The following is a 16,350-nucleotide window of genomic DNA, read 5'->3' on the forward strand; positions in this document are numbered from 1 at the left end:
GATCGCCGCGTGGTCCTGCTCCAACGCGTCCAGGTCACCCGTGAACTGCGGAATCGTGCACGGATTGATCGGTACGTGGTCGGTCACTTCTGCCCAGCCCCCGGAAGGTCGACCTTGGGCTCCTTCAGGGCTTCGTTCTGCGCGTTCTGCGCCTGCTCGATATTGCCCTGCACGTAGGCCGTCGTGGCCTTGATCGCCCCGTTGATGGAGGCCTCCGTGCGCTTGCCGATGTACGCGAGCCGGTAGTCGTGGGACTGCATGAGCCCGCCCAGCGCACCGGCGATCGGGCCCATGCCGCCGCCCTCGCCGCCGGTGCCGCCGCCCGGCGTGATGGTGCCCGCGTGCTTCGCGGCCTCCGGCAGCTCCGTCTGGAGCGACTTGCCCGCCTTCTGGAAGCCCTCGGCGGCGGTGATCGTCTTGTTGACGACCCCCTGCACGCCGGACGGCTTGATGTCCCAGGCCATGCCCTACCCCCGTGTCCTCGCGTCCCTCGTCCGCCGTGCGTCCCGGCGTCAGCCGATGTTGTCGACCGCCGCCTTGGCCTTCTGAAGCGTGGCCTGCGCGGTCGCGTCGTTCTGCTCCAGCGTGGTGCGGACGAGGCGGATGATGTCGCGCACCTCGTTCGCCGCCTTGTTCCAGCGGACTTCCTTGCCGTGGTACTCGTCCGAGACGCCGTCGGCCTGGAACTCGGCCATCGCGGCCTTCACCGCGTTGTCACGGTCGCCGAGCACCCGCTCCAGCTGGCCGATGATCCCGCCGAGGCCGCCCTGGACCTCCACGGAGGCGGCGATGTCGTACGAGGTGCGGTCCTGGTTCGCCATGTCTGTCAGTCCCCCGGGTGTCAGCGCGCGCCGAAGCGAGCGGCGTCGAAGTTCGCGGAGCCCATGTTCTGGTGGGCGTTGTCGCCCTGCTCCTGGTCACCGGTCGTGAACGAGGTGTCCATCCCGGCCTGACCGCCGAGGATGGCGCGCAGCGAGGCGTTCAGCTCGGCGGTGATCGCGTCGGAGCGCCGCTTGAAGGAGTCGAAGGCCTGCCGGCCGACGCCGTTGAACTTGCCCTCCAGCGGGTCCGCGGCGGCGACCAGCAGCTTGATCAGCGTGCCGAGGTCGTCGCTGGAGCCGCCCGTGGCCTTGCCCAGTTCGGACAGCGTGGTGCTGCCCATGTCGAACTTCATTCACCCACCCCTGACGTGTTGTGCCGTCACTTGCGTGCCTACCTGTCTACCGAAGGGACGTTGCGAACACAAACACGGTTTCATCCGGCCTGAACGTCTGTCCGAAAGTCGTCCCCAGTGGGTTCCCGCTCCCCCAGGACCTGCCGTACGTACTCGTCCCCGGCGACCCGCAGCCAGGCCGCCAGGGCCCGGCCGGCCGGGCCCTGGCAGCGGGCGACGGGGCCGGCGGCGTACCGCATGGCCCGGCCGGAGGGGGCGTTGCCGAGCAGCGACCGCAGCAGTTCCACGGCGAGTTCCTCGTCGACCAGGGTCACCGCTCCCGCCAGGCCGACGAGCTGGGTCTCCACGTCGAAGAGGAAGCGCTCGCCGGCCCGCATCCGGGAGAGGCCCCGCTCGACGGCCGCGCGGATCCCGGGCAGGCAGTCCCGTACGGAAGCGGCGTCCAGGCAGTCGCCGAGCCGGTTGGCGAAGCCTTCCCGGTCGGCGAGGTCGACCAGGGCGCGGAGCGTCGCGGCGCGCAGCTCCGAGGTGTCCTTCTCCTCGGCCAACTCCCGGCTCTCGACGGCGGCTTCGCAGAAGAGCCCGTAGCTGTCGTCCTGGGAGAACCAGCGGTCGATCGACCAGCCGTACCAGAAGGCGGCGCGGGGGTCGGTGGTGGCGGCCCGCAGGACGGCCTCGAAGCCGGCGGGCTCGGCCCAGTGCACCAGGGCGATGAGGGCCATGAGGCGTTCGCCGCACTTCGCGCCGGGGTCGTCGAGGAGGGCGGTGAGCCCGGGGACGCGGTCGCGGTGGGCGGGATGGTCCTCGCCCTCCCAGATCACCTCGTACGGGTCGTCGGTGGGGGTGCCGTCGAAACCGGTGCCGAGCAGCCGCTCGTAGGCCGTCGTCATGTCAGGTCATCCATCGGTCGGGGCGGGCCGCCGCGCGGGAGGTACGGGAGCGGACCGCCTGGTCGTGCAGCAGGCCGTCGGCCTCGGCGGCGGCGCGCAGCCGGGCGGTGACGGTGGTGTTCGCGCCGGTGTCCACATGCACGTCGGCCACTCCTCGGGCGCGCTCCCAGGGGCCCTGTGAGCGGCGCACGCTCTGCACCTTCGCATGAGGGACGATCTCCGTACGCCGGCACAGGCGGCCCCGCCTGGCGGCGAAGACCTCCTCCGAGACGGCCAGGCCGTACCCCTTCCACCACACCGGCACCACCCACCGCGAGCCGGTGCTCGGCGAGGGGCTGAACTCCAGGCCCGCCGGGTCCGCGCCCGGCAGCACGCGGGCGATCAGGGCGTGGGCGGCGTCCCGGGTGGCCACGGGGACCAGCATCCCGTTCTTGGAGCCGGCCACGGCCAGCTCCACCCGGACCCAGCCGCGCCGCCGCCACAGCAGCGGCTCCACGATCCGTACGGCCTGGACGCGTCCGGGCGGGACCGTCTCGTGGGCCCGGTCCAGCAGCCCGTGGTCCAGGCGCAGCCCGTCGGGGGACTCGGCGACGGTCCAGTCGTACCCGGTGAGGAACCGGCCGACGGTGCCGCCCCACACGGCGCCGAGCAGCGGCACCAGGGTGACCGCGGCCGCCCAGAGGCTGTCGCTGACCCGCCACACCACCACCGGGGCGACGAGCCCGGCGGCCAGCGCCGTCCACACGTCGAGGCCGAGCAGCAGGGAGACCACCAGGTCCCGTACGGGCACGCGCAGCAGCTCCCGCGCGGGGGCCTGGCCGACGGCGACGGCCTCGGCGGGCGCGAAGCCGGCCGCGCGGGCCAGCAGCTCGGCGCGCAGGGCGACGGCGTCGCGTTCGTCGAGGAAGGCCAGCTCGTCCTTGGCCTCGGTGCCGACCACGTCGAGCCGGAGTTTGGCGACGCCGGCGATCCGGGCCAGCATCGGGCGGGTCACGTCCACGGCCTGGATGCGGTCGAGGCGGATGTGGGCGGTGCGGCGGAAGACCAGGCCGGTGCGGATGCGGAGCTCGGTGTCGGTGACGGCGTAGTGGGTGAACCACCAGCTGAGGAAGCCGTACGTGCCGAAGAAGAGGACCAGCCCGGCCACCATGAGCAGCCGCACGACGGGGGTGAGGCCGCCCACCCACTCCTGGGCGCGCTCGCCCTGCTGGATGACGACGCCGGCGGTGGCCGTGATCGGCACCCACGCGCGGCGCAGCGGGGTCAGCACGTGCAGTCGGCGCTCGCCGGTCCCCCGCGGTGCTTCCGGGCGCTTCGCGTCGGCGGGCGCGGGGGCGCCCGGGTCGGGTTCCCCCTCGGGGCGGGCCGTCACAGGCCCGCCGACCTTGCCTCGCCCAGCGCGGTCAGGCGGTCGCGGAGGCGTTCCGCTTCCGCCGGGGCCAGGCCCGGGATCCTGGCGTCCGTCGCGGCGGCCGCCGTGTGGAGCTGGACCGAGGCCAGGCCGAAGCGGCGCTCCAGCGGCCCCGAGGTCACCTCCACCAGCTGCATCCGCCCGTACGGGACCACCGTCTCCTCCCGCCACAGCACCCCCCGGCTGATCAGCAGGTCGTCGGCCCGCTCGGCGTACCGCCAGGACCGCCAGTTCCGCCCGATCAGCACCCATCCCCAGACCAGCACTGCCGGCCAGAACGCCGCGAAGGCCGCCCACCACGGCCCGACGGCCAGCCCCAGCGACACGCCGGTCGCCACCGTGAGCGGCACCGTCCAGATCACCAGCAGCAGCCGCCGGACCCCGCGCAGCCCGCCCGGCAGGCCCACCCACTCCGGGCGGCCCGTCTCACCCTTCGTCCCCGTATCCATGCGCCCACCCTAGGACTGAGACAATGCGCCCATGACGGAGACCACGGTCGGCATCGGCGGTGCGGCGGAGAGCACCGACATGGTGCTCAACATCGGACCCCAGCACCCTTCCACCCACGGCGTGCTGCGCCTGCGGCTCGTCCTGGACGGCGAGCGCATCGCCAGCGCCGAGCCGGTGGTCGGCTACATGCACCGGGGTGCCGAGAAGCTCTTCGAGGCGCGCGACTACCGCCAGATCGTGATGCTCGCGAACCGCCACGACTGGCTGTCCGCGTTCTCCAACGAGCTCGGCGTGGTCATGGCCGTCGAGCGGATGCTCGGCATGGAGGTGCCCGAGCGCGCGGTGTGGATGCGTACGCTCCTCGCCGAGCTGAACCGGGTCCTGAACCACCTGATGTTCCTCGGGTCGTACCCCCTCGAACTGGGCGGCATCACCCCGATCTTCCACGCGTTCCGCGAGCGCGAGGAGCTCCAGGCCGTCATGGAGGAGATCTCCGGCGGCCGCATGCACTACATGTTCAACCGCGTCGGCGGCCTCAAGGAGGACCTCCCGGCCGGCTGGCTCGGCCGGGCCCGCGCCGCCATCGCCGACGTCCGCACCCGCATGGACGTCTACGACAAGCTGGTCCACGGCAACGAGATCTTCCGGGCCCGCACCCGCGGCGTCGGCGTCCTGTCCGCCGAGGCGGTGCACGCGTACGGGGTGTCCGGCCCGATCGCGCGCGCCTCCGGCGTGGACTTCGACCTGCGCCGCGACGAGCCGTACCTGGCGTACGGCGAGCTGGCCGACGTGCTGAAGGTCGTCACCCGCACCGAGGGCGACTGCCTGGCCCGCTTCGAGGTGCTGCTCGACCAGACGCACAACGCCCTCGACCTGGCCGTGGCCTGCCTGGACCGGATGGCCGAGCTGCCGCCGGGGCCGGTCAACCAGCGGCTGCCGAAGGTGCTGAAGGCGCCCGAGGGCAGCACGTACGCGTGGACGGAGAACCCGCTCGGCATCAACGGCTACTACCTGGTCTCGAAGGGCGAGAAGACCCCGTACCGGCTGAAGCTGCGCAGCGCCTCCTTCAACAACATCCAGGCGCTGGCGGTGCTGCTGCCGGGGCAGCTGGTCGCGGACATGGTGTCGATCCTCGGGTCGCTCTTCTTCGTGGTCGGCGACATCGACAAGTAGGCAGCGGTCTGGGGGCTCCCCGCCCGCGGGGGCCGCGACCTGACAGTCCGGCGGAAATCCGCCCGTGCCGTGTCAGTACGGGCTCCTAGGGTGCCCACATGACCACTGGCACGTACACGGACTACCTGCGCCGGCTCGGCGTCACCGACCCCGGCGCCCCCTCCGCCGAGGGGCTGTTCGCGCTCCAGCGGGCCCATCTGGAGCGCATCGCCTACGACAACGTCGACATCCACGTCGGCCGGCCGCCCGGCATAGACCCCGGGCTGTCGGTGCGCCGGTTCGCCGCCGGGCGCGGCGGCTACTGCTTCCACCTCAACGGCGCCTTCGCGGCGCTCCTGGAGGACCTGGGCTACGACGTGACCCGCCACCTCGGCGGGGTCGAGGCCGACGCCGGGTCGCGCGTGGTCAACGGCCAGCACCTGACGCTGACCGTGCGCGTCGACGGCACGGAGTACTGGGTGGAGGCCGGGCTCGGGGACGGCCCGTACGAGCCGCTGCCGCTGCGCGAGGGCTCGTACGAGCAGGGCGGCTTCCGCTACGCGCTGCGGCGGCTCGATCCGCTGGAGGGCGAGGGCCCCGGCTGGAGCTACCTCACCCCCGACGGCCCCATGCCGCGGGTGAACTTCCGCGACGCCCCGGCGACGACGGCCGACTTCGAGGAGGCGCACACCTGGCTGTCGACCTCCCCGGACTCCCCGTTCGTACGGACCTTCGCACTGTTCCGGCGCGACGCGGACGGCGTGGACGTCCTGCGCGGACGCGTCCTGACCCGGGTGTCGGGGGGCGGGAAGGTGACGGCCGAGCGGGTACTGGCCGGGGAGCGGGAGTTCTTCGAGGTGCTGGAGGGCGTCTTCCTGCGGCGGCTCGACGACCTGACGGCGGCGGACCGGGAGGTGCTGTGGGCCCGGGTGGACGAGGCCCACAGGGCCTGGCTCGCCTCCAGGGCCGCCAAGTCCGGGGCCTCCGAGCCCTCGAAGGCCTCCTGACGGCTTCGCTGTCGGTGCGGCAGGGCAGACTGGGGACATGTCCCACTCCCCCCGACGGGCCTGCCCCACCTGCGGCCGCGACTGCGCGGTGACGGCCGGCCGGATCGCCCGCCACGACCCCCCGTCCGGGCGCGACCGGGGCGACATGGTGTCCTGCCCCGGCTCCCGGGCCCGGGTGGTGCTCGGCGCCTCCGCCCCGACCCTGGACGGCTTCGTCCTCGGGCCGCAGCCGGGGCAGCTGCCGCTGTTCTGAGCCGCCCCGGCCGTCGCCGGCTGGGTACGGGGGCGCTGCGGACTGAGTACGCGTACGGATCCCCGGGCCGGCCCGCGGGGCCAGGATGGCGGCATGACCTGGAACCCCCGGCCCCCGACCGTCGCAGCGCCCCCGTCCGCCGGGGCTGCGCGGGTCCGCGTGCGCGCGGTGATCACCGCCGCGCTGTTCGTGCCCGCGCTGGTGGTGGCGAAGATCCTGGTACTGGCCACCGAGGAGGGCTCCCGCTGCCTGGTGCGCGGCGGCTGCGCGCCCTTCCCCGGGGTCTTCTTCCTGGTGCTGTGCTGTGCGGTGCGGCGGCGGTGGCGATGATGCTGGCCCTGGCCGCGCCGGCGCGGGTGCGCGGGCGGGCGCTGGGCGCCCAACTGGTGCTGGAGCTGGTCGCGGTGGGGCTCGTACTCGTCTTCCCCTGAGCCCGCAGGAGCCGCTCACCCCGGAGCGGGCCGAGAACGTCCGCGCCCCGCGCTCCCTGAGCGGCCGCTCCTAGGGTGTGTCCGCCTACGAGATCGCGGTGCGGAGGCGGACCACGTCGATGGGCTCCGTCTCGTCGTGCGCCGTCAGGTCGATGACCTGGCCCACCGCCTCCTGTTCGGGGGTGGGGGCCTTGAACTCCGGCTCGGCTGCGCCGCCCGCGGTCTCGGCCTTGTGGACGGCGAGGGCCTCGGCGCCGACCACGTCGGCCAGGTCCTCGTTCTGCACGGACTCGATCACGGCCCGGGCCTGGGCGGCGTTCTTGGTGCCGAAGAAGTCGAAGCCGCCCTCGACGCGGGAGGCGGTGCGGCGCTGGACCGCGTACGGGGACACCGCCGCCGCCGGCCGGCGGGCCGGGACCGCCGCCGCCCGGGCGGGGGCCGGGGCCGCCGGACGGGTGTGCGCGGCGGGCTGGGCGGCGGACCGCTCCTGCGCCTTGCGGGCCAGGGCCGACATCGCGGCGTGGGCGCGGGCGTAGCCGACCGGGGTGGGCGCGCCGGCGCCGGTGCGCTCCTCGGAGACCGCCGGGAGCTCCTTGGGGCCGGTGGCCGGGGCGGAGGCGGCCTCGATGGCCAGCAGCCGCCGCTTCTCCAGGGCGCTGGCGCGCTCGGTCTCGGCGGTGGCGTACCGGCGCAGCAGCGCGGCGTGCTCCCCGCGCAGGCCCGCCAGTTCGACGCGCTTGGCGCGGAGCTTGGCGTCGAGGCGGGCGCGCAGCAGGCGCGCTTCCTCGATGTCGGATTCGAGCTCGGCTATCCGCTCGTCCGTCTTCCACTCGTCCTTGACGCGCTCGCGGGCCAGCTCCGCCACCCGGCGGCCGGCCGCCCGGTCCCAGGAGCGCATGAGGACGGCACCGCCCACGCCCGCGGCCGCCGTGAGGGCCACGAGCAGGCGCAGCGCGAGGGGTTCCGCGAGCAGCCAGGCCGCACCGGCGCTGGCCACGGACACCCCGGCGACGGCCGTCGGCGTGAGAAGTCGGTGCAGGGGCTCGGGATTGCGGTGGCGTCCACGGGGCATGGCCTGAAATTTACAGGGCGTGGACGGTGCGTGGGATACCCGCCCGGCAATCTGTTCCCGGGCAGTTACCCCACAATTGGCCACCAAACACGTCACTACTGCTTCTTCAGCAGGCCCTTGGAGTCCAGATAGGCCTTCGCGACGTCGGCCGGCTTCGCGCGCTCCGCGTCCACCTTGCGGTTCAACTCGACGAGGTCGGCGGTCGTCAGCGCCTTGGTGAGCGCGTCGAGGGCGGCGGCGACCTCCGGGGCCCCGGCGTCCTTGGCGTTGACGACGGGCAGCACGTTGTCGGCGTTCTGGAGCTTCTTGTCGTCCTCCAGCAGGACCAGGCCGTAGCCGTCGAGGGTGGCGTCGGTGGTGGTGGTCAGCACCAGCTGGGCCGCCCCGTCCTTGACGGCCTGCTTGGCCTGCGGGGTGCCGACTCCCTTGGGGTCAATACCGGAAACGGCGATTCCGTACGTCTTCTCCAGTCCCGGTGCGCAGAACGGACGGACGGCGCATTCGTCACCCGCCGCGATCTTCACCTTCAGCCCCGACTTTCCAAGATCGGAAAGGGACTTGAGGTTGTTCTTCTGCGCGAATTCCCGGCTCACCGCGAAGGCGTTCTGGTCGACGGCCGAGCCCGCCGGGAGGGCCTTCAGCCCGAGCGGCGCCGCGAGCTTCTCCAGCGCCGCGACGGTCGCCGCCGCGTCGCTGGAGGCGACCGGCTTCTCCTTCGGCGCGCTCGGACCGTTCACCTTGGCGTTCAGGAACTCCGCGAGCGTGGCCGCGTACTCCGGGACGACGTCGATCTCGCCCTTCTCCAGCGACGGCTCGTACAGCTCCCGGTTGTTGACCGTGGTGATCGAGGTGTCGTAGCCGGCGCCGCGCAGGACCTGCGCGTACAGCTCGGCCAGCACGTTGGACTCGGTGAAGCCCGCCGCGCCGACCACCAGCCTGCCCTTGCCGCCACCGGCGGGGGCCGAGGCGGATCCGCCGTCCTTGGCCTTCTCCAGGCTCTCGCCGCCGCACGCGGCGAGGGAAACGGTCAGGGCCGCCGCGCCCAGGGTCGCGCCGAGAACGCGCGTGGACTTGCTCATCATGCTCCTTGGGGATCGGGTAGGAAGAAGGACGGCCGGCCGCGCCTCAGCGCGACGGGGCCCCCGGCAGCAGCCGGTCCGCGGCCACCAGCGCGCCCTCCACCACCAGGGCCAGCAGGGCGACCAGCACGGCGCCCGCCACCACCTGCGGGGTGTTGTACGTGTTGAAGCCGGCGGTGATGATCCGGCCCAGGCCGCCCTGGCCGACCATCGCCGCGATGGTCGCCGTGGCGACGACCTGCACGGCGGCCGAGCGCAGCCCGGTCATCACCAGCGGGCGCGCGAGGGGCAGCTCCACGCGCAGGAAGAGCTGGCGCCCGGACATGCCCATGCCCCGGGCGGCCTCGACCACCGAGCGGTCCACCTCGCGCATGCCGACGTACGCGTTGGTCAGCAGCGGCGGCACCGCGAACAGCACCAGCGCGGCGATGGTGGGCACGTAGCCGGCGCTGCGCAGCGGCGAGACCATGAACAGGGCCAGTACCGCGAACACCGGCACGGCCCGCCCGGCGTTGGAGACGTTCACCGCGAGGGTGCCGCCCTTGCCGAGGTGGCCGAGCCACAGCCCGGCCGGCAGGGCCACCGCGCAGGCGACGGCCAGGGCGATCCCGCTGACGTAGACGTGCTCGCCGAGCCGGTGCCACACCCCCGCCTCGCCCGACCAGTTGGCCCCGTCGGCCAGCCAGTCCCAGGCCCGCGCCATCACGCCCACGCCCTCACGCCCCCTTCGTCTTCGGCGTCGCCTTCGCGGAACGCCGGCCGGGCCGGGTCCACGGGGTCAGCAGCCGCTGCACGCCGAGCAGCAGCAGGTCGGCGACGAGCGCGAGCAGCACGCACAGCACGGAGGCGGTGAGCACCTGGGCCTTGAAGGAGCTGTTCACGGCGGGGGCGATCAGGTTTCCCAGGCCGCCCTTGCCGACGATGGAGCCGACGGTGGTCAGCGCCACCGTCGACACGGTGGCGATCCGCACCCCGGCGAGCAGTGCGGGCAGCGCCAGCGGCAGTTCGACCTGCCACAGCAGCCGGCCCGGGCCGTAGCCCATCCCGCGCGCGGCCTCCCGTACGTCCTCGGGGACGGCCTCCAGGCCGGCCAGCACGTTGCGGACCAGGATGGTCAGCGAGTACAGCACCAGACCGGTCACCACGAGCGCCGCCGAGAGCCCGAAGAAGGGCAGCAGCAGGGAGAACATGGCGAGCGAGGGGATCGTGTAGAGCAGGGTGGTCAGGCCCAGTACGGGTGCCGCCCAGCGGCGGCCCCGGCGGGCCAGGAGGGCCAGCGGGACGGCCACGGCGACGCCGACGAGCACCGACACCGCGGTGATCCAGACGTGTTCGACGGTGGCGTCGGCGAGCTCCTGGGAGCGGGAGGTGACGTATTCCCAGCAGATCCAGTCGTTCGCCACCAGGCAGCCCTGCCCGGCCATGCCGCTCACCCCTTCCCCCGTCGCACGCGTGTGCCGAATCCGGCCTACGGGCGACCATAACCCCCGGTGCCCGTGATGGCCGGAATCATTCGCACACCCGCAACACTCCCCTGACAAACCCTTCGCCCATCCGGGCGGACCGTTGGGGGAGGATGGCAGGGTGATCCGATTCGAGCGAGTGACCAAGCGCTACCCCGACGGGACGACGGCCGTCGAGGAGCTGTCCTACGAGGTCGCGGAGGGCGAGCTGGTCACGCTGGTGGGCCCGTCCGGCTGCGGCAAGACGACCACGATGAAGATGGTCAACCGGCTGATCGAGCCCACCTCCGGCCGGATCCTGCTGAACGGCGAGGACATCGCCGCCGCCGACCCGGTCGAGCTGCGCCGCCGCATCGGGTACGTCATCCAGCAGGTCGGGCTGTTCCCGCACAAGACGGTCCTGGAGAACACGGCGACCGTGCCCCAGCTCATCGGCACCCCGAAGGCGAAGGCCCGCGCCCGCGCGGCCGAACTCCTCGAACTCGTGGGGCTGGATCCGGCCGTGTACGGGGGCCGCTACCCGCAACAGCTGTCGGGCGGCCAGCGCCAGCGCGTCGGCGTGGCCCGCGCCCTCGCCGCCGACCCGCCGGTCCTGCTGATGGACGAGCCGTTCGGCGCGGTGGACCCGGTGGTGCGCGAGCGGCTCCAGAACGAGTTCCTGGCCCTCCAGAAGACCGTCCGCAAGACGATCCTGCTCGTCACGCACGACCTGGAGGAGGCCGTCCGGCTCGGCGACCGGATCGCGGTCTACGGGCACGGCACCATCGAGCAGTTCGCCCGCCCGGCCGCCGTGCTCGCCGCGCCCGCCACCGAGTACGTCGCCTCCTTCGTCGGCGCCGACCGCGGGCTCAAGCGGCTCGCGGTCACCCCCGTCGGAACGGCCGACCTGACGGCCCCCGACGGCGGCCCGGACCCCGCCGTTTCCGTGCCCCTGGGGGCGTCGCTGCGCGAGGCCCTCGCCGCCCTGCTCCAGGAGGACTCCGGCCGGATCGGCGTCACGGACCCGGACTCCGGCGCGCTGGCCGGCGTACTGACCCCCGGCGGCGTCCACCGGGCCCTGCGCCGGGCCGGCGTCCCGGCCGGCGTCCCGGGCGACGTCCGAGAAGGCGCCTGACGGTCCCCGGACACGCGTGAAGGGCCCGGCCGGAGCCGGGCCCTTCACGTACGACGTCCTGCGGCGCAGGGGCTCAGGCCTGCATGCGGCCGCTCAGCCACACCAGCATCGGCGGGATCTCGCGGCGCCAGGTGTTGAAGTTGTGGCCGCCGCTGTCGAGGATGATCGAGGAGACCCGGTCCGGGCCCTTGACCAGCTTGAGGAACTTCCTGGTGTCGTTCAGGTTGTCCTCGCCCTTCTCACTGGTCGTGACCAGGAAGGACGTACCGGTCGGCTTCTTGTCCTTGAGGCTCTCCAGCACGTCCGCGCGGGCCTTCAGCTTGGCGTCGCCGTGGAACAGGTCACCGGTCGTCGCGTCGTCCGCCGCCTTGTAGTACGCGGACAGGCCCACCGCCGCACCGAAGGTCTGCGGGTGGTGCGCGGCGATCTTCAGGGCGCAGTAGCCGCCCGTGGAGTTGCCGATGAAGCCCATGTTCTGCGGCTTCTTGCCCACCCGGAAGGTGGACTGGATGGCCTGCGGCAGGTCCTGCGCGAAGAAGGTCTCGGTCTGCGGGCCCCCGGGTATGTCCACGCACTCGGTGTCGCGCGGCGGCGCGATCGTCGGCCGCAGCATGACCAGGATCATCGGCTTCATCTTGCCCGCCTTGGCCTGCTTGAAGGCCGTCATCGGGTAGTTCAGCCCTTTGATCAGGTTCTCGGCGGTGCCCGGGTAGCCCGTCAGGACGATCGAAGCCGGAAAGTTCTGGTCCTTGTGCTGCGGCTGGAAGTACTCCGGCGGCAGCCACACGTAGCCGGGGCTCGTTATCTTCGACTTCTGGCCGGTTATGGCCACCTTCAGGATCTGACCGCCGACCTGCGGCTTGCCCCCGCCGGGCACGTCCAGCTTCTGCTTGTCGAGGACCTTGATGTCCTTGCTGCTCATCGAGTGGTCGACGACCTTGCCGATGGCCGTCTCCTGGCCGAACAGGTCCGCCCACGAGCCGTAGAAGAGGAACGACTTGTTCGCCGCGAGACCGACTGCCGAGAACAGCGCCAGCTGGGTCGCGAGCAGCAGGCCGATCCGGCCGAGAACCGCGCGCACGCCGCGCCCCGAGAGCTTCGGCCAGGCCCAGACCGTGACCGCGAACAGGGCCACGCCCGCGATGATGGCCAGGACCAGAACCGTATTACTGGTGAGACCCATGAGCAGTCAGTCGACTTTCTGATGGCAGGACTGGATTTTTCCGACGGAAGAGTGAACCCGCTCCCCGCCGATGTCGTCCTAGTGGACGCACCACACTCCGGAGGCTGTCACGGCCTTCGGCCACATGATCTCTCGCGGAGCAACGGGAAGCGATGTCTAGCAGGATAGATGGCGATAAGTCGGGACAGGTTCCGAGTACGGTCCGGCGAATCTTCCGCGGACCACGACCGGAGTCGGTGCCCGGTCTCGTAGGTACGGCCGTCATGATCGTCGGCCTTCTGGACATCGCGGCGGGCGTCTTCCCGCGATTCCGCCACAGCCGGATCCACGCGGTCACCGAGGTGCTGCCCGGCTCCCTGGGCCCCTTCGCCGCGGCCCTCTCCATCAGCGCGGGCGTGCTCATCCTGCTGCTCGCGCACGGTCTCAAGCGCCACAAGCGCAGGGCCTGGCGGGCCGCCGTGATCCTGCTGCCCGCCGGCGCAGTCGCACAGTTCGCGTACCGCCACTCCGTCATCGGCGTGGTCATCTCGGCCGTCCTCCTCGCGCTGCTCGTACGCCACCAGGGTGAATTCAAGGCCCTGCCGGACCCGCGCAGCCGCTGGAAGGCCCTGGCCAACTTCGTCCTGATGAGCGCCGGCTCCATCGGCCTGGGCCTGGTCATCGTCAACGTGCACCCGGGCAAGGTCGTCGGCCGCCCCAGCCTGTACGAGCAGATCACCCACGTCGTCTACGGCCTCTTCGGCTTCGAGGGCCCCGTCGACTACGCCGGCCGCGTCTCCTGGACCGTCGGCTACTCCCTCGGCGCCCTCGGCATGCTGACCGCCGTCACCACGATCTACCTGGCCTTCCGCCCCGAGCACCCGGCCGCCCAGCTGACCTCCGACGACGAGGAGAAGCTGCGCGAGCTGCTGACCAGGCACGGCGGCCGCGACTCCCTCGGCCACTTCGCGCTCCGCCGCGACAAGGCCGTCGTCTTCTCCCCGAGCGGCAAGGCCGCCGTCACCTACCGCGTGGTCTCGGGCGTGATGCTCGCCTCCGGCGACCCGGTCGGCGACGTCGAGGCCTGGCCCGGCGCCATCGAGCGGTTCATGGAAGAGGCCAAGGCCCACTCCTGGACCCCCGCCGTCGTGGGCTGCAGCGAGACCGGCGGCGAGGTCTGGACCCGCGAGACCGGCCTGGACGCCCTGGAACTCGGCGACGAGGCCATCGTCGACGTCAAAGACTTCTCCCTCGCGGGCCGCCCGATGCGCAACGTCCGCCAGATGGTCAAGCGCATCGAGCGCAACGGCTACACCACCAAGGTCCGCCGGGTCAGCGAGCTCACCGAGGAAGAGCTGACCGCCGTACGCGGCGCCGCCGAGGCCTGGCGCGGCACCGACACCGAGCGCGGCTTCTCCATGGCCCTGGGCCGCGTCGGAGACCCGGGCGACGGCGACTGCATCATCGCCACCGCGCACCGCGTGGAGGAGGGCGACACCAGCCCCTTCGGCGACCTCAAGGCCATCCAGCACTTCGTGCCGTGGGGCAAGGACGGCATGTCGCTGGAGATGATGCGCCGCGACCGCGGCGCCGACCCCGGCATGAACGAGCTGCTGATCGTCGCCTCCCTCCAGCGGGCCCCCGAGCTGAACATCGAGAAGGTCTCCCTGAACTTCGCGATGTTCCGCGCGGCCCTGGCGCGCGGCGAGAAGATCGGCGCCGGACCGGTCCTGCGGGCATGGCGCGGCCTGCTCGTGTTCCTCTCGCGCTGGTTCCAGATCGAGTCGCTGTACAAGTTCAACGAGAAGTTCCGCCCCCGCTGGGAGCCGCGCTTCATGGTCTACCGGCACCACCGCGACCTGCCGCGCATCGGCTTCGCCGTGATGCAGGCGGAGGGCTTCGTGACGCTGGCCCTCCCCCGCCTGTTCGCCAGCCGCCGCCGCCCCAAGCCGGTCCGCACCTGCGCCCACACGATCCACCAGGCCAAGGTGCCCGCCCAGCAGGACCGCGAGGTCCAGGCCGCGTAGCCCCTCCGGGGGGTGGGGGGCCGCTGCACGAGCTGGTCCCCTACCCGCCCTTCCACCGTTTCCCGGGCGCTGCCCGGACCCGCGCCCCAAACGCCGGCGGGGCTGGACCATCCAGCCCCGCCGGCGTCATTTCAGCCTCGCCGGCGTTCGAGGCGCGGGAGTCTGGGGGCGGAGCCCCCAGGAGGGCTCCGGGGCGCAGCCCCGGGGGACGGTGGAAGGGCGGGGCGGGGAGCGGCCCGCGCAGCGGCCCCAGCGGCAACCGGCACCGCCCGGCCAGGGCAGGGGCTCTACCCTGGGCCCATGAACAGCAACCTCGGGCCCGCCCCCAGGGGCAACGTCGCAGGGCTGCCCGACTGGGACCGCTGCGCGGTCATGGGCGTCGTCAACGTCACCCCGGACTCCTTCTCCGACGGCGGCCGGTGGTTCGACACGACCGCCGCCGTCAAGCGCGGCCTCGAACTCGTCGCCCAGGGCGCCGACCTCGTCGACGTCGGCGGCGAGTCCACCCGCCCCGGCGCCTCCCGCGTCGACGCCGAGGAAGAGCTCCGCCGGGTCGTGCCCGTCGTCCGGGGCCTGGCCTCCGAGGGCGTCACCGTCTCCGTCGACACCATGCGCGCGGCCGTCGCCGCCAAGGCCGTCGCGGCCGGCGCCACCCTCGTCAACGACGTCAGCGGCGGCCTCGCCGACCCGGAGATGATCCCCGCCGTCGCCGCCGCCGAGGTCCCCTTCGTGGTCATGCACTGGCGCGGCTTCAGCGACAACATGAACAGCCTCGCCGTCTACGACGACGTCCTCGCCGAAGTCACCGCCGAGCTCCGGACCCGCATCGACGCCGTCGTCTCCGGCGGCATCGCCCCCGAGCGGATCGTCGTCGACCCCGGCCTCGGCTTCGCCAAGAACGCCGAGCACGACCTGGCCCTCGTCGCCCGCCTCCCCGAGCTCCGCGCCCTCGGCTTCCCGCTCCTCGTCGCCGCCTCCCGCAAGCGCTTCCTCGGCCGGGTCCTGGCCGGCACCGCCGACACCGCCCCGCCGCCGGCCCGCGAGCGGGACGCCGCCACGGCCGCCGTCTCGGCCATCGCCGCGCACCAGGGCGCCTGGGCCGTACGGGTGCACGAGGTACGGGCGACCGCGGACGCGGTTCGGGTGGCCCGCGCCGTGGAAGGGGCTCTTTGACCCGCCCGACGCACACCCGCCGGACGTACAGGGAAGGGGCACGGTGAGCCGTACCGACATCGAAGCCGTCGAAGAGGCCAACACGGCCTTCTACGCGGCCATGGAGCAGGGGGACTTCGACACGCTGTCGGCGCTCTGGCTCGAGGACGAGATCTCCTGCGTCCACCCCGGGTGGCCGGTGCTCTCGGGGCGGGGCGAGGTGCTGCGCTCGTACGCGCTGATCATGTCCCACACCGAGTACATCCAGTTCTTCCTGACCGACACGAAGGTGGCCCTCATAGGTGACACCGCCCTGGTCACGTGCACCGAGAACATCCTCAGCGGGGGCCCCTCCCAGGAGGCCGGGGAGCTGGGCCCGCTGGTCGGCCAGCTGGTCGTCGCCACGAATGTGTTCCGACGCACACCGGAGGGCTGGCGCCTCTGGTCCCACCACGGTTCTCCGGTGCTCACGGACTCCGATGACGAGGAAGAAGAGGGCTCCGGCTGACCCCA

At 72.6% G+C, this 16,350-nt stretch carries 19 protein-coding genes; 8 read left to right on the plus strand and 11 right to left on the minus strand.

Annotated features, from left to right (window positions below):
• Nucleotides 1–83 precede the first annotated feature (83 nt).
• From ACZ597_RS05195 to ACZ597_RS05220, 6 genes are all read right to left on the minus strand, one after another.
• Nucleotides 84–464, minus strand: a complete 381-nt coding sequence (locus ACZ597_RS05195) for a DUF6507 family protein (RefSeq protein ID WP_471325186.1) — start codon at nt 462–464, stop codon at nt 84–86.
• A gap of 48 nt (nt 465–512) precedes the next feature.
• On the minus strand, nt 513–821 hold the full coding sequence (locus ACZ597_RS05200; RefSeq protein ID WP_007264848.1) for a pore-forming ESAT-6 family protein: 309 nt from the start codon (nt 819–821) through the stop codon (nt 513–515).
• 20 nt (nt 822–841) lie between these two features.
• Nucleotides 842–1,174 carry a hypothetical protein gene (locus ACZ597_RS05205; RefSeq protein WP_469113546.1) on the minus strand — a complete coding sequence of 111 codons (333 nt, stop codon included), beginning with the start codon at nt 1,172–1,174 and terminating at the stop codon, nt 842–844.
• Between the two features lie 80 nt (nt 1,175–1,254).
• Nucleotides 1,255–2,064 carry a hypothetical protein gene (locus ACZ597_RS05210; protein ID WP_471325189.1) on the minus strand — a complete coding sequence of 270 codons (810 nt, stop codon included), beginning with the start codon at nt 2,062–2,064 and terminating at the stop codon, nt 1,255–1,257.
• A gap of 1 nt (nt 2,065) precedes the next feature.
• The gene (locus ACZ597_RS05215; protein WP_471325192.1) at nt 2,066–3,436 is read right to left on the minus strand and encodes a PH domain-containing protein; all 1,371 of its coding nucleotides are present in this window, start codon (nt 3,434–3,436) and stop codon (nt 2,066–2,068) included.
• Complete coding sequence (locus tag ACZ597_RS05220; protein WP_471325195.1) at nt 3,433–3,924, minus strand: PH domain-containing protein; 492 nt, start codon at nt 3,922–3,924, stop codon at nt 3,433–3,435. Before ACZ597_RS05220 ends, ACZ597_RS05215 begins: the two co-directional genes overlap by 4 nt.
• A 31-nt stretch (nt 3,925–3,955) precedes the next feature.
• On the opposite strand from ACZ597_RS05220, the gene ACZ597_RS05225 reads away from it, so the two are divergent.
• The 4 genes from ACZ597_RS05225 to ACZ597_RS05240 all read left to right on the plus strand — a co-directional run bounded on the left by ACZ597_RS05225 (nt 3,956) and on the right by ACZ597_RS05240 (nt 6,667).
• Nucleotides 3,956–5,098 (plus strand): NADH-quinone oxidoreductase subunit D, encoded by a 1,143-nt coding sequence (locus ACZ597_RS05225; RefSeq protein ID WP_007264853.1) that lies wholly within the window; start codon nt 3,956–3,958, stop codon nt 5,096–5,098.
• 98 nt (nt 5,099–5,196) lie between these two features.
• Nucleotides 5,197–6,084 (plus strand): arylamine N-acetyltransferase family protein, encoded by an 888-nt coding sequence (locus ACZ597_RS05230; RefSeq protein WP_471325198.1) that lies wholly within the window; start codon nt 5,197–5,199, stop codon nt 6,082–6,084.
• A gap of 37 nt (nt 6,085–6,121) precedes the next feature.
• Nucleotides 6,122–6,337, plus strand: a complete 216-nt coding sequence (locus ACZ597_RS05235; protein ID WP_471325200.1) for a hypothetical protein — start codon at nt 6,122–6,124, stop codon at nt 6,335–6,337.
• Nucleotides 6,338–6,430: 93 nt separating this feature from the next.
• The gene (locus ACZ597_RS05240) at nt 6,431–6,667 is read left to right on the plus strand and encodes a hypothetical protein (RefSeq protein WP_471325203.1); all 237 of its coding nucleotides are present in this window, start codon (nt 6,431–6,433) and stop codon (nt 6,665–6,667) included.
• Nucleotides 6,668–6,853: 186 nt separating this feature from the next.
• Here ACZ597_RS05240 and ACZ597_RS05245 read toward each other — a convergent pair whose 3' ends face one another.
• From ACZ597_RS05245 to ACZ597_RS05260, 4 genes are all read right to left on the minus strand, one after another.
• Complete coding sequence (locus tag ACZ597_RS05245; RefSeq protein WP_471325206.1) at nt 6,854–7,840, minus strand: hypothetical protein; 987 nt, start codon at nt 7,838–7,840, stop codon at nt 6,854–6,856.
• A 95-nt stretch (nt 7,841–7,935) separates the two neighbouring features.
• A complete protein-coding gene (locus ACZ597_RS05250; RefSeq protein ID WP_471325209.1) occupies nt 7,936–8,919 on the minus strand; it encodes an ABC transporter substrate-binding protein in 984 nt (327 codons plus the stop codon).
• A 46-nt stretch (nt 8,920–8,965) separates the two neighbouring features.
• Entirely contained in the window at nt 8,966–9,631 is a 666-nt protein-coding gene (locus ACZ597_RS05255; RefSeq protein ID WP_471275314.1) for an ABC transporter permease, read from the minus strand.
• A gap of 4 nt (nt 9,632–9,635) precedes the next feature.
• Complete coding sequence (locus tag ACZ597_RS05260) at nt 9,636–10,343, minus strand: ABC transporter permease (protein ID WP_471325212.1); 708 nt, start codon at nt 10,341–10,343, stop codon at nt 9,636–9,638.
• Nucleotides 10,344–10,503: 160 nt separating this feature from the next.
• Here ACZ597_RS05260 and ACZ597_RS05265 point away from each other — a divergent pair, with 160 nt between their 5' ends.
• On the plus strand, nt 10,504–11,496 hold the full coding sequence (locus tag ACZ597_RS05265) for an ABC transporter ATP-binding protein (protein WP_471325215.1): 993 nt from the start codon (nt 10,504–10,506) through the stop codon (nt 11,494–11,496).
• A gap of 73 nt (nt 11,497–11,569) precedes the next feature.
• Here the strand turns inward: ACZ597_RS05265 and ACZ597_RS05270 are convergent, their stop codons facing one another.
• Nucleotides 11,570–12,679 (minus strand): alpha/beta hydrolase, encoded by a 1,110-nt coding sequence (locus ACZ597_RS05270; RefSeq protein ID WP_471325218.1) that lies wholly within the window; start codon nt 12,677–12,679, stop codon nt 11,570–11,572.
• A 152-nt stretch (nt 12,680–12,831) separates the two neighbouring features.
• Between ACZ597_RS05270 and ACZ597_RS05275 the strand changes: the two genes are divergently transcribed.
• The 3 genes from ACZ597_RS05275 (at nt 12,832) to ACZ597_RS05285 (ending at nt 16,345) form a co-directional block, all read left to right on the plus strand.
• Complete coding sequence (locus tag ACZ597_RS05275) at nt 12,832–14,685, plus strand: phosphatidylglycerol lysyltransferase domain-containing protein (RefSeq protein WP_471325221.1); 1,854 nt, start codon at nt 12,832–12,834, stop codon at nt 14,683–14,685.
• A 300-nt stretch (nt 14,686–14,985) separates the two neighbouring features.
• Nucleotides 14,986–15,858, plus strand: coding sequence for a dihydropteroate synthase (folP, locus tag ACZ597_RS05280; protein WP_471325224.1), 873 nt, complete (start codon nt 14,986–14,988; stop codon nt 15,856–15,858).
• A gap of 43 nt (nt 15,859–15,901) precedes the next feature.
• Entirely contained in the window at nt 15,902–16,345 is a 444-nt protein-coding gene (locus tag ACZ597_RS05285) for a nuclear transport factor 2 family protein (protein ID WP_470974198.1), read from the plus strand.
• The last annotated feature ends 5 nt before the right edge of the window (nt 16,346–16,350 follow it).

This window comes from Streptomyces sp. NPDC040718 (assembly GCF_055593565.1).

Coding starts and splice junctions, on each gene's coding strand:
- ACZ597_RS05195 (WP_471325186.1), bottom strand. CDS start 464: ATGGCCTGGGACATCAAGCCGTCCGGCGTGCAGGGGGTCGTCAACAAG.
- ACZ597_RS05200 (WP_007264848.1), bottom strand. CDS start 821: ATGGCGAACCAGGACCGCACCTCGTACGACATCGCCGCCTCCGTGGAG.
- ACZ597_RS05205 (WP_469113546.1), bottom strand. CDS start 1,174: ATGAAGTTCGACATGGGCAGCACCACGCTGTCCGAACTGGGCAAGGCC.
- ACZ597_RS05210 (WP_471325189.1), bottom strand. CDS start 2,064: ATGACGACGGCCTACGAGCGGCTGCTCGGCACCGGTTTCGACGGCACC.
- ACZ597_RS05220 (WP_471325195.1), bottom strand. CDS start 3,924: ATGGATACGGGGACGAAGGGTGAGACGGGCCGCCCGGAGTGGGTGGGC.
- ACZ597_RS05225 (WP_007264853.1), top strand. CDS start 3,956: ATGACGGAGACCACGGTCGGCATCGGCGGTGCGGCGGAGAGCACCGAC.
- ACZ597_RS05230 (WP_471325198.1), top strand. CDS start 5,197: ATGACCACTGGCACGTACACGGACTACCTGCGCCGGCTCGGCGTCACC.
- ACZ597_RS05235 (WP_471325200.1), top strand. CDS start 6,122: ATGTCCCACTCCCCCCGACGGGCCTGCCCCACCTGCGGCCGCGACTGC.
- ACZ597_RS05240 (WP_471325203.1), top strand. CDS start 6,431: ATGACCTGGAACCCCCGGCCCCCGACCGTCGCAGCGCCCCCGTCCGCC.
- ACZ597_RS05245 (WP_471325206.1), bottom strand. CDS start 7,840: ATGCCCCGTGGACGCCACCGCAATCCCGAGCCCCTGCACCGACTTCTC.
- ACZ597_RS05250 (WP_471325209.1), bottom strand. CDS start 8,919: ATGAGCAAGTCCACGCGCGTTCTCGGCGCGACCCTGGGCGCGGCGGCC.
- ACZ597_RS05260 (WP_471325212.1), bottom strand. CDS start 10,343: ATGGCCGGGCAGGGCTGCCTGGTGGCGAACGACTGGATCTGCTGGGAA.
- ACZ597_RS05270 (WP_471325218.1), bottom strand. CDS start 12,679: ATGGGTCTCACCAGTAATACGGTTCTGGTCCTGGCCATCATCGCGGGC.
- ACZ597_RS05275 (WP_471325221.1), top strand. CDS start 12,832: ATGTCTAGCAGGATAGATGGCGATAAGTCGGGACAGGTTCCGAGTACG.
- folP (WP_471325224.1), top strand. CDS start 14,986: ATGAACAGCAACCTCGGGCCCGCCCCCAGGGGCAACGTCGCAGGGCTG.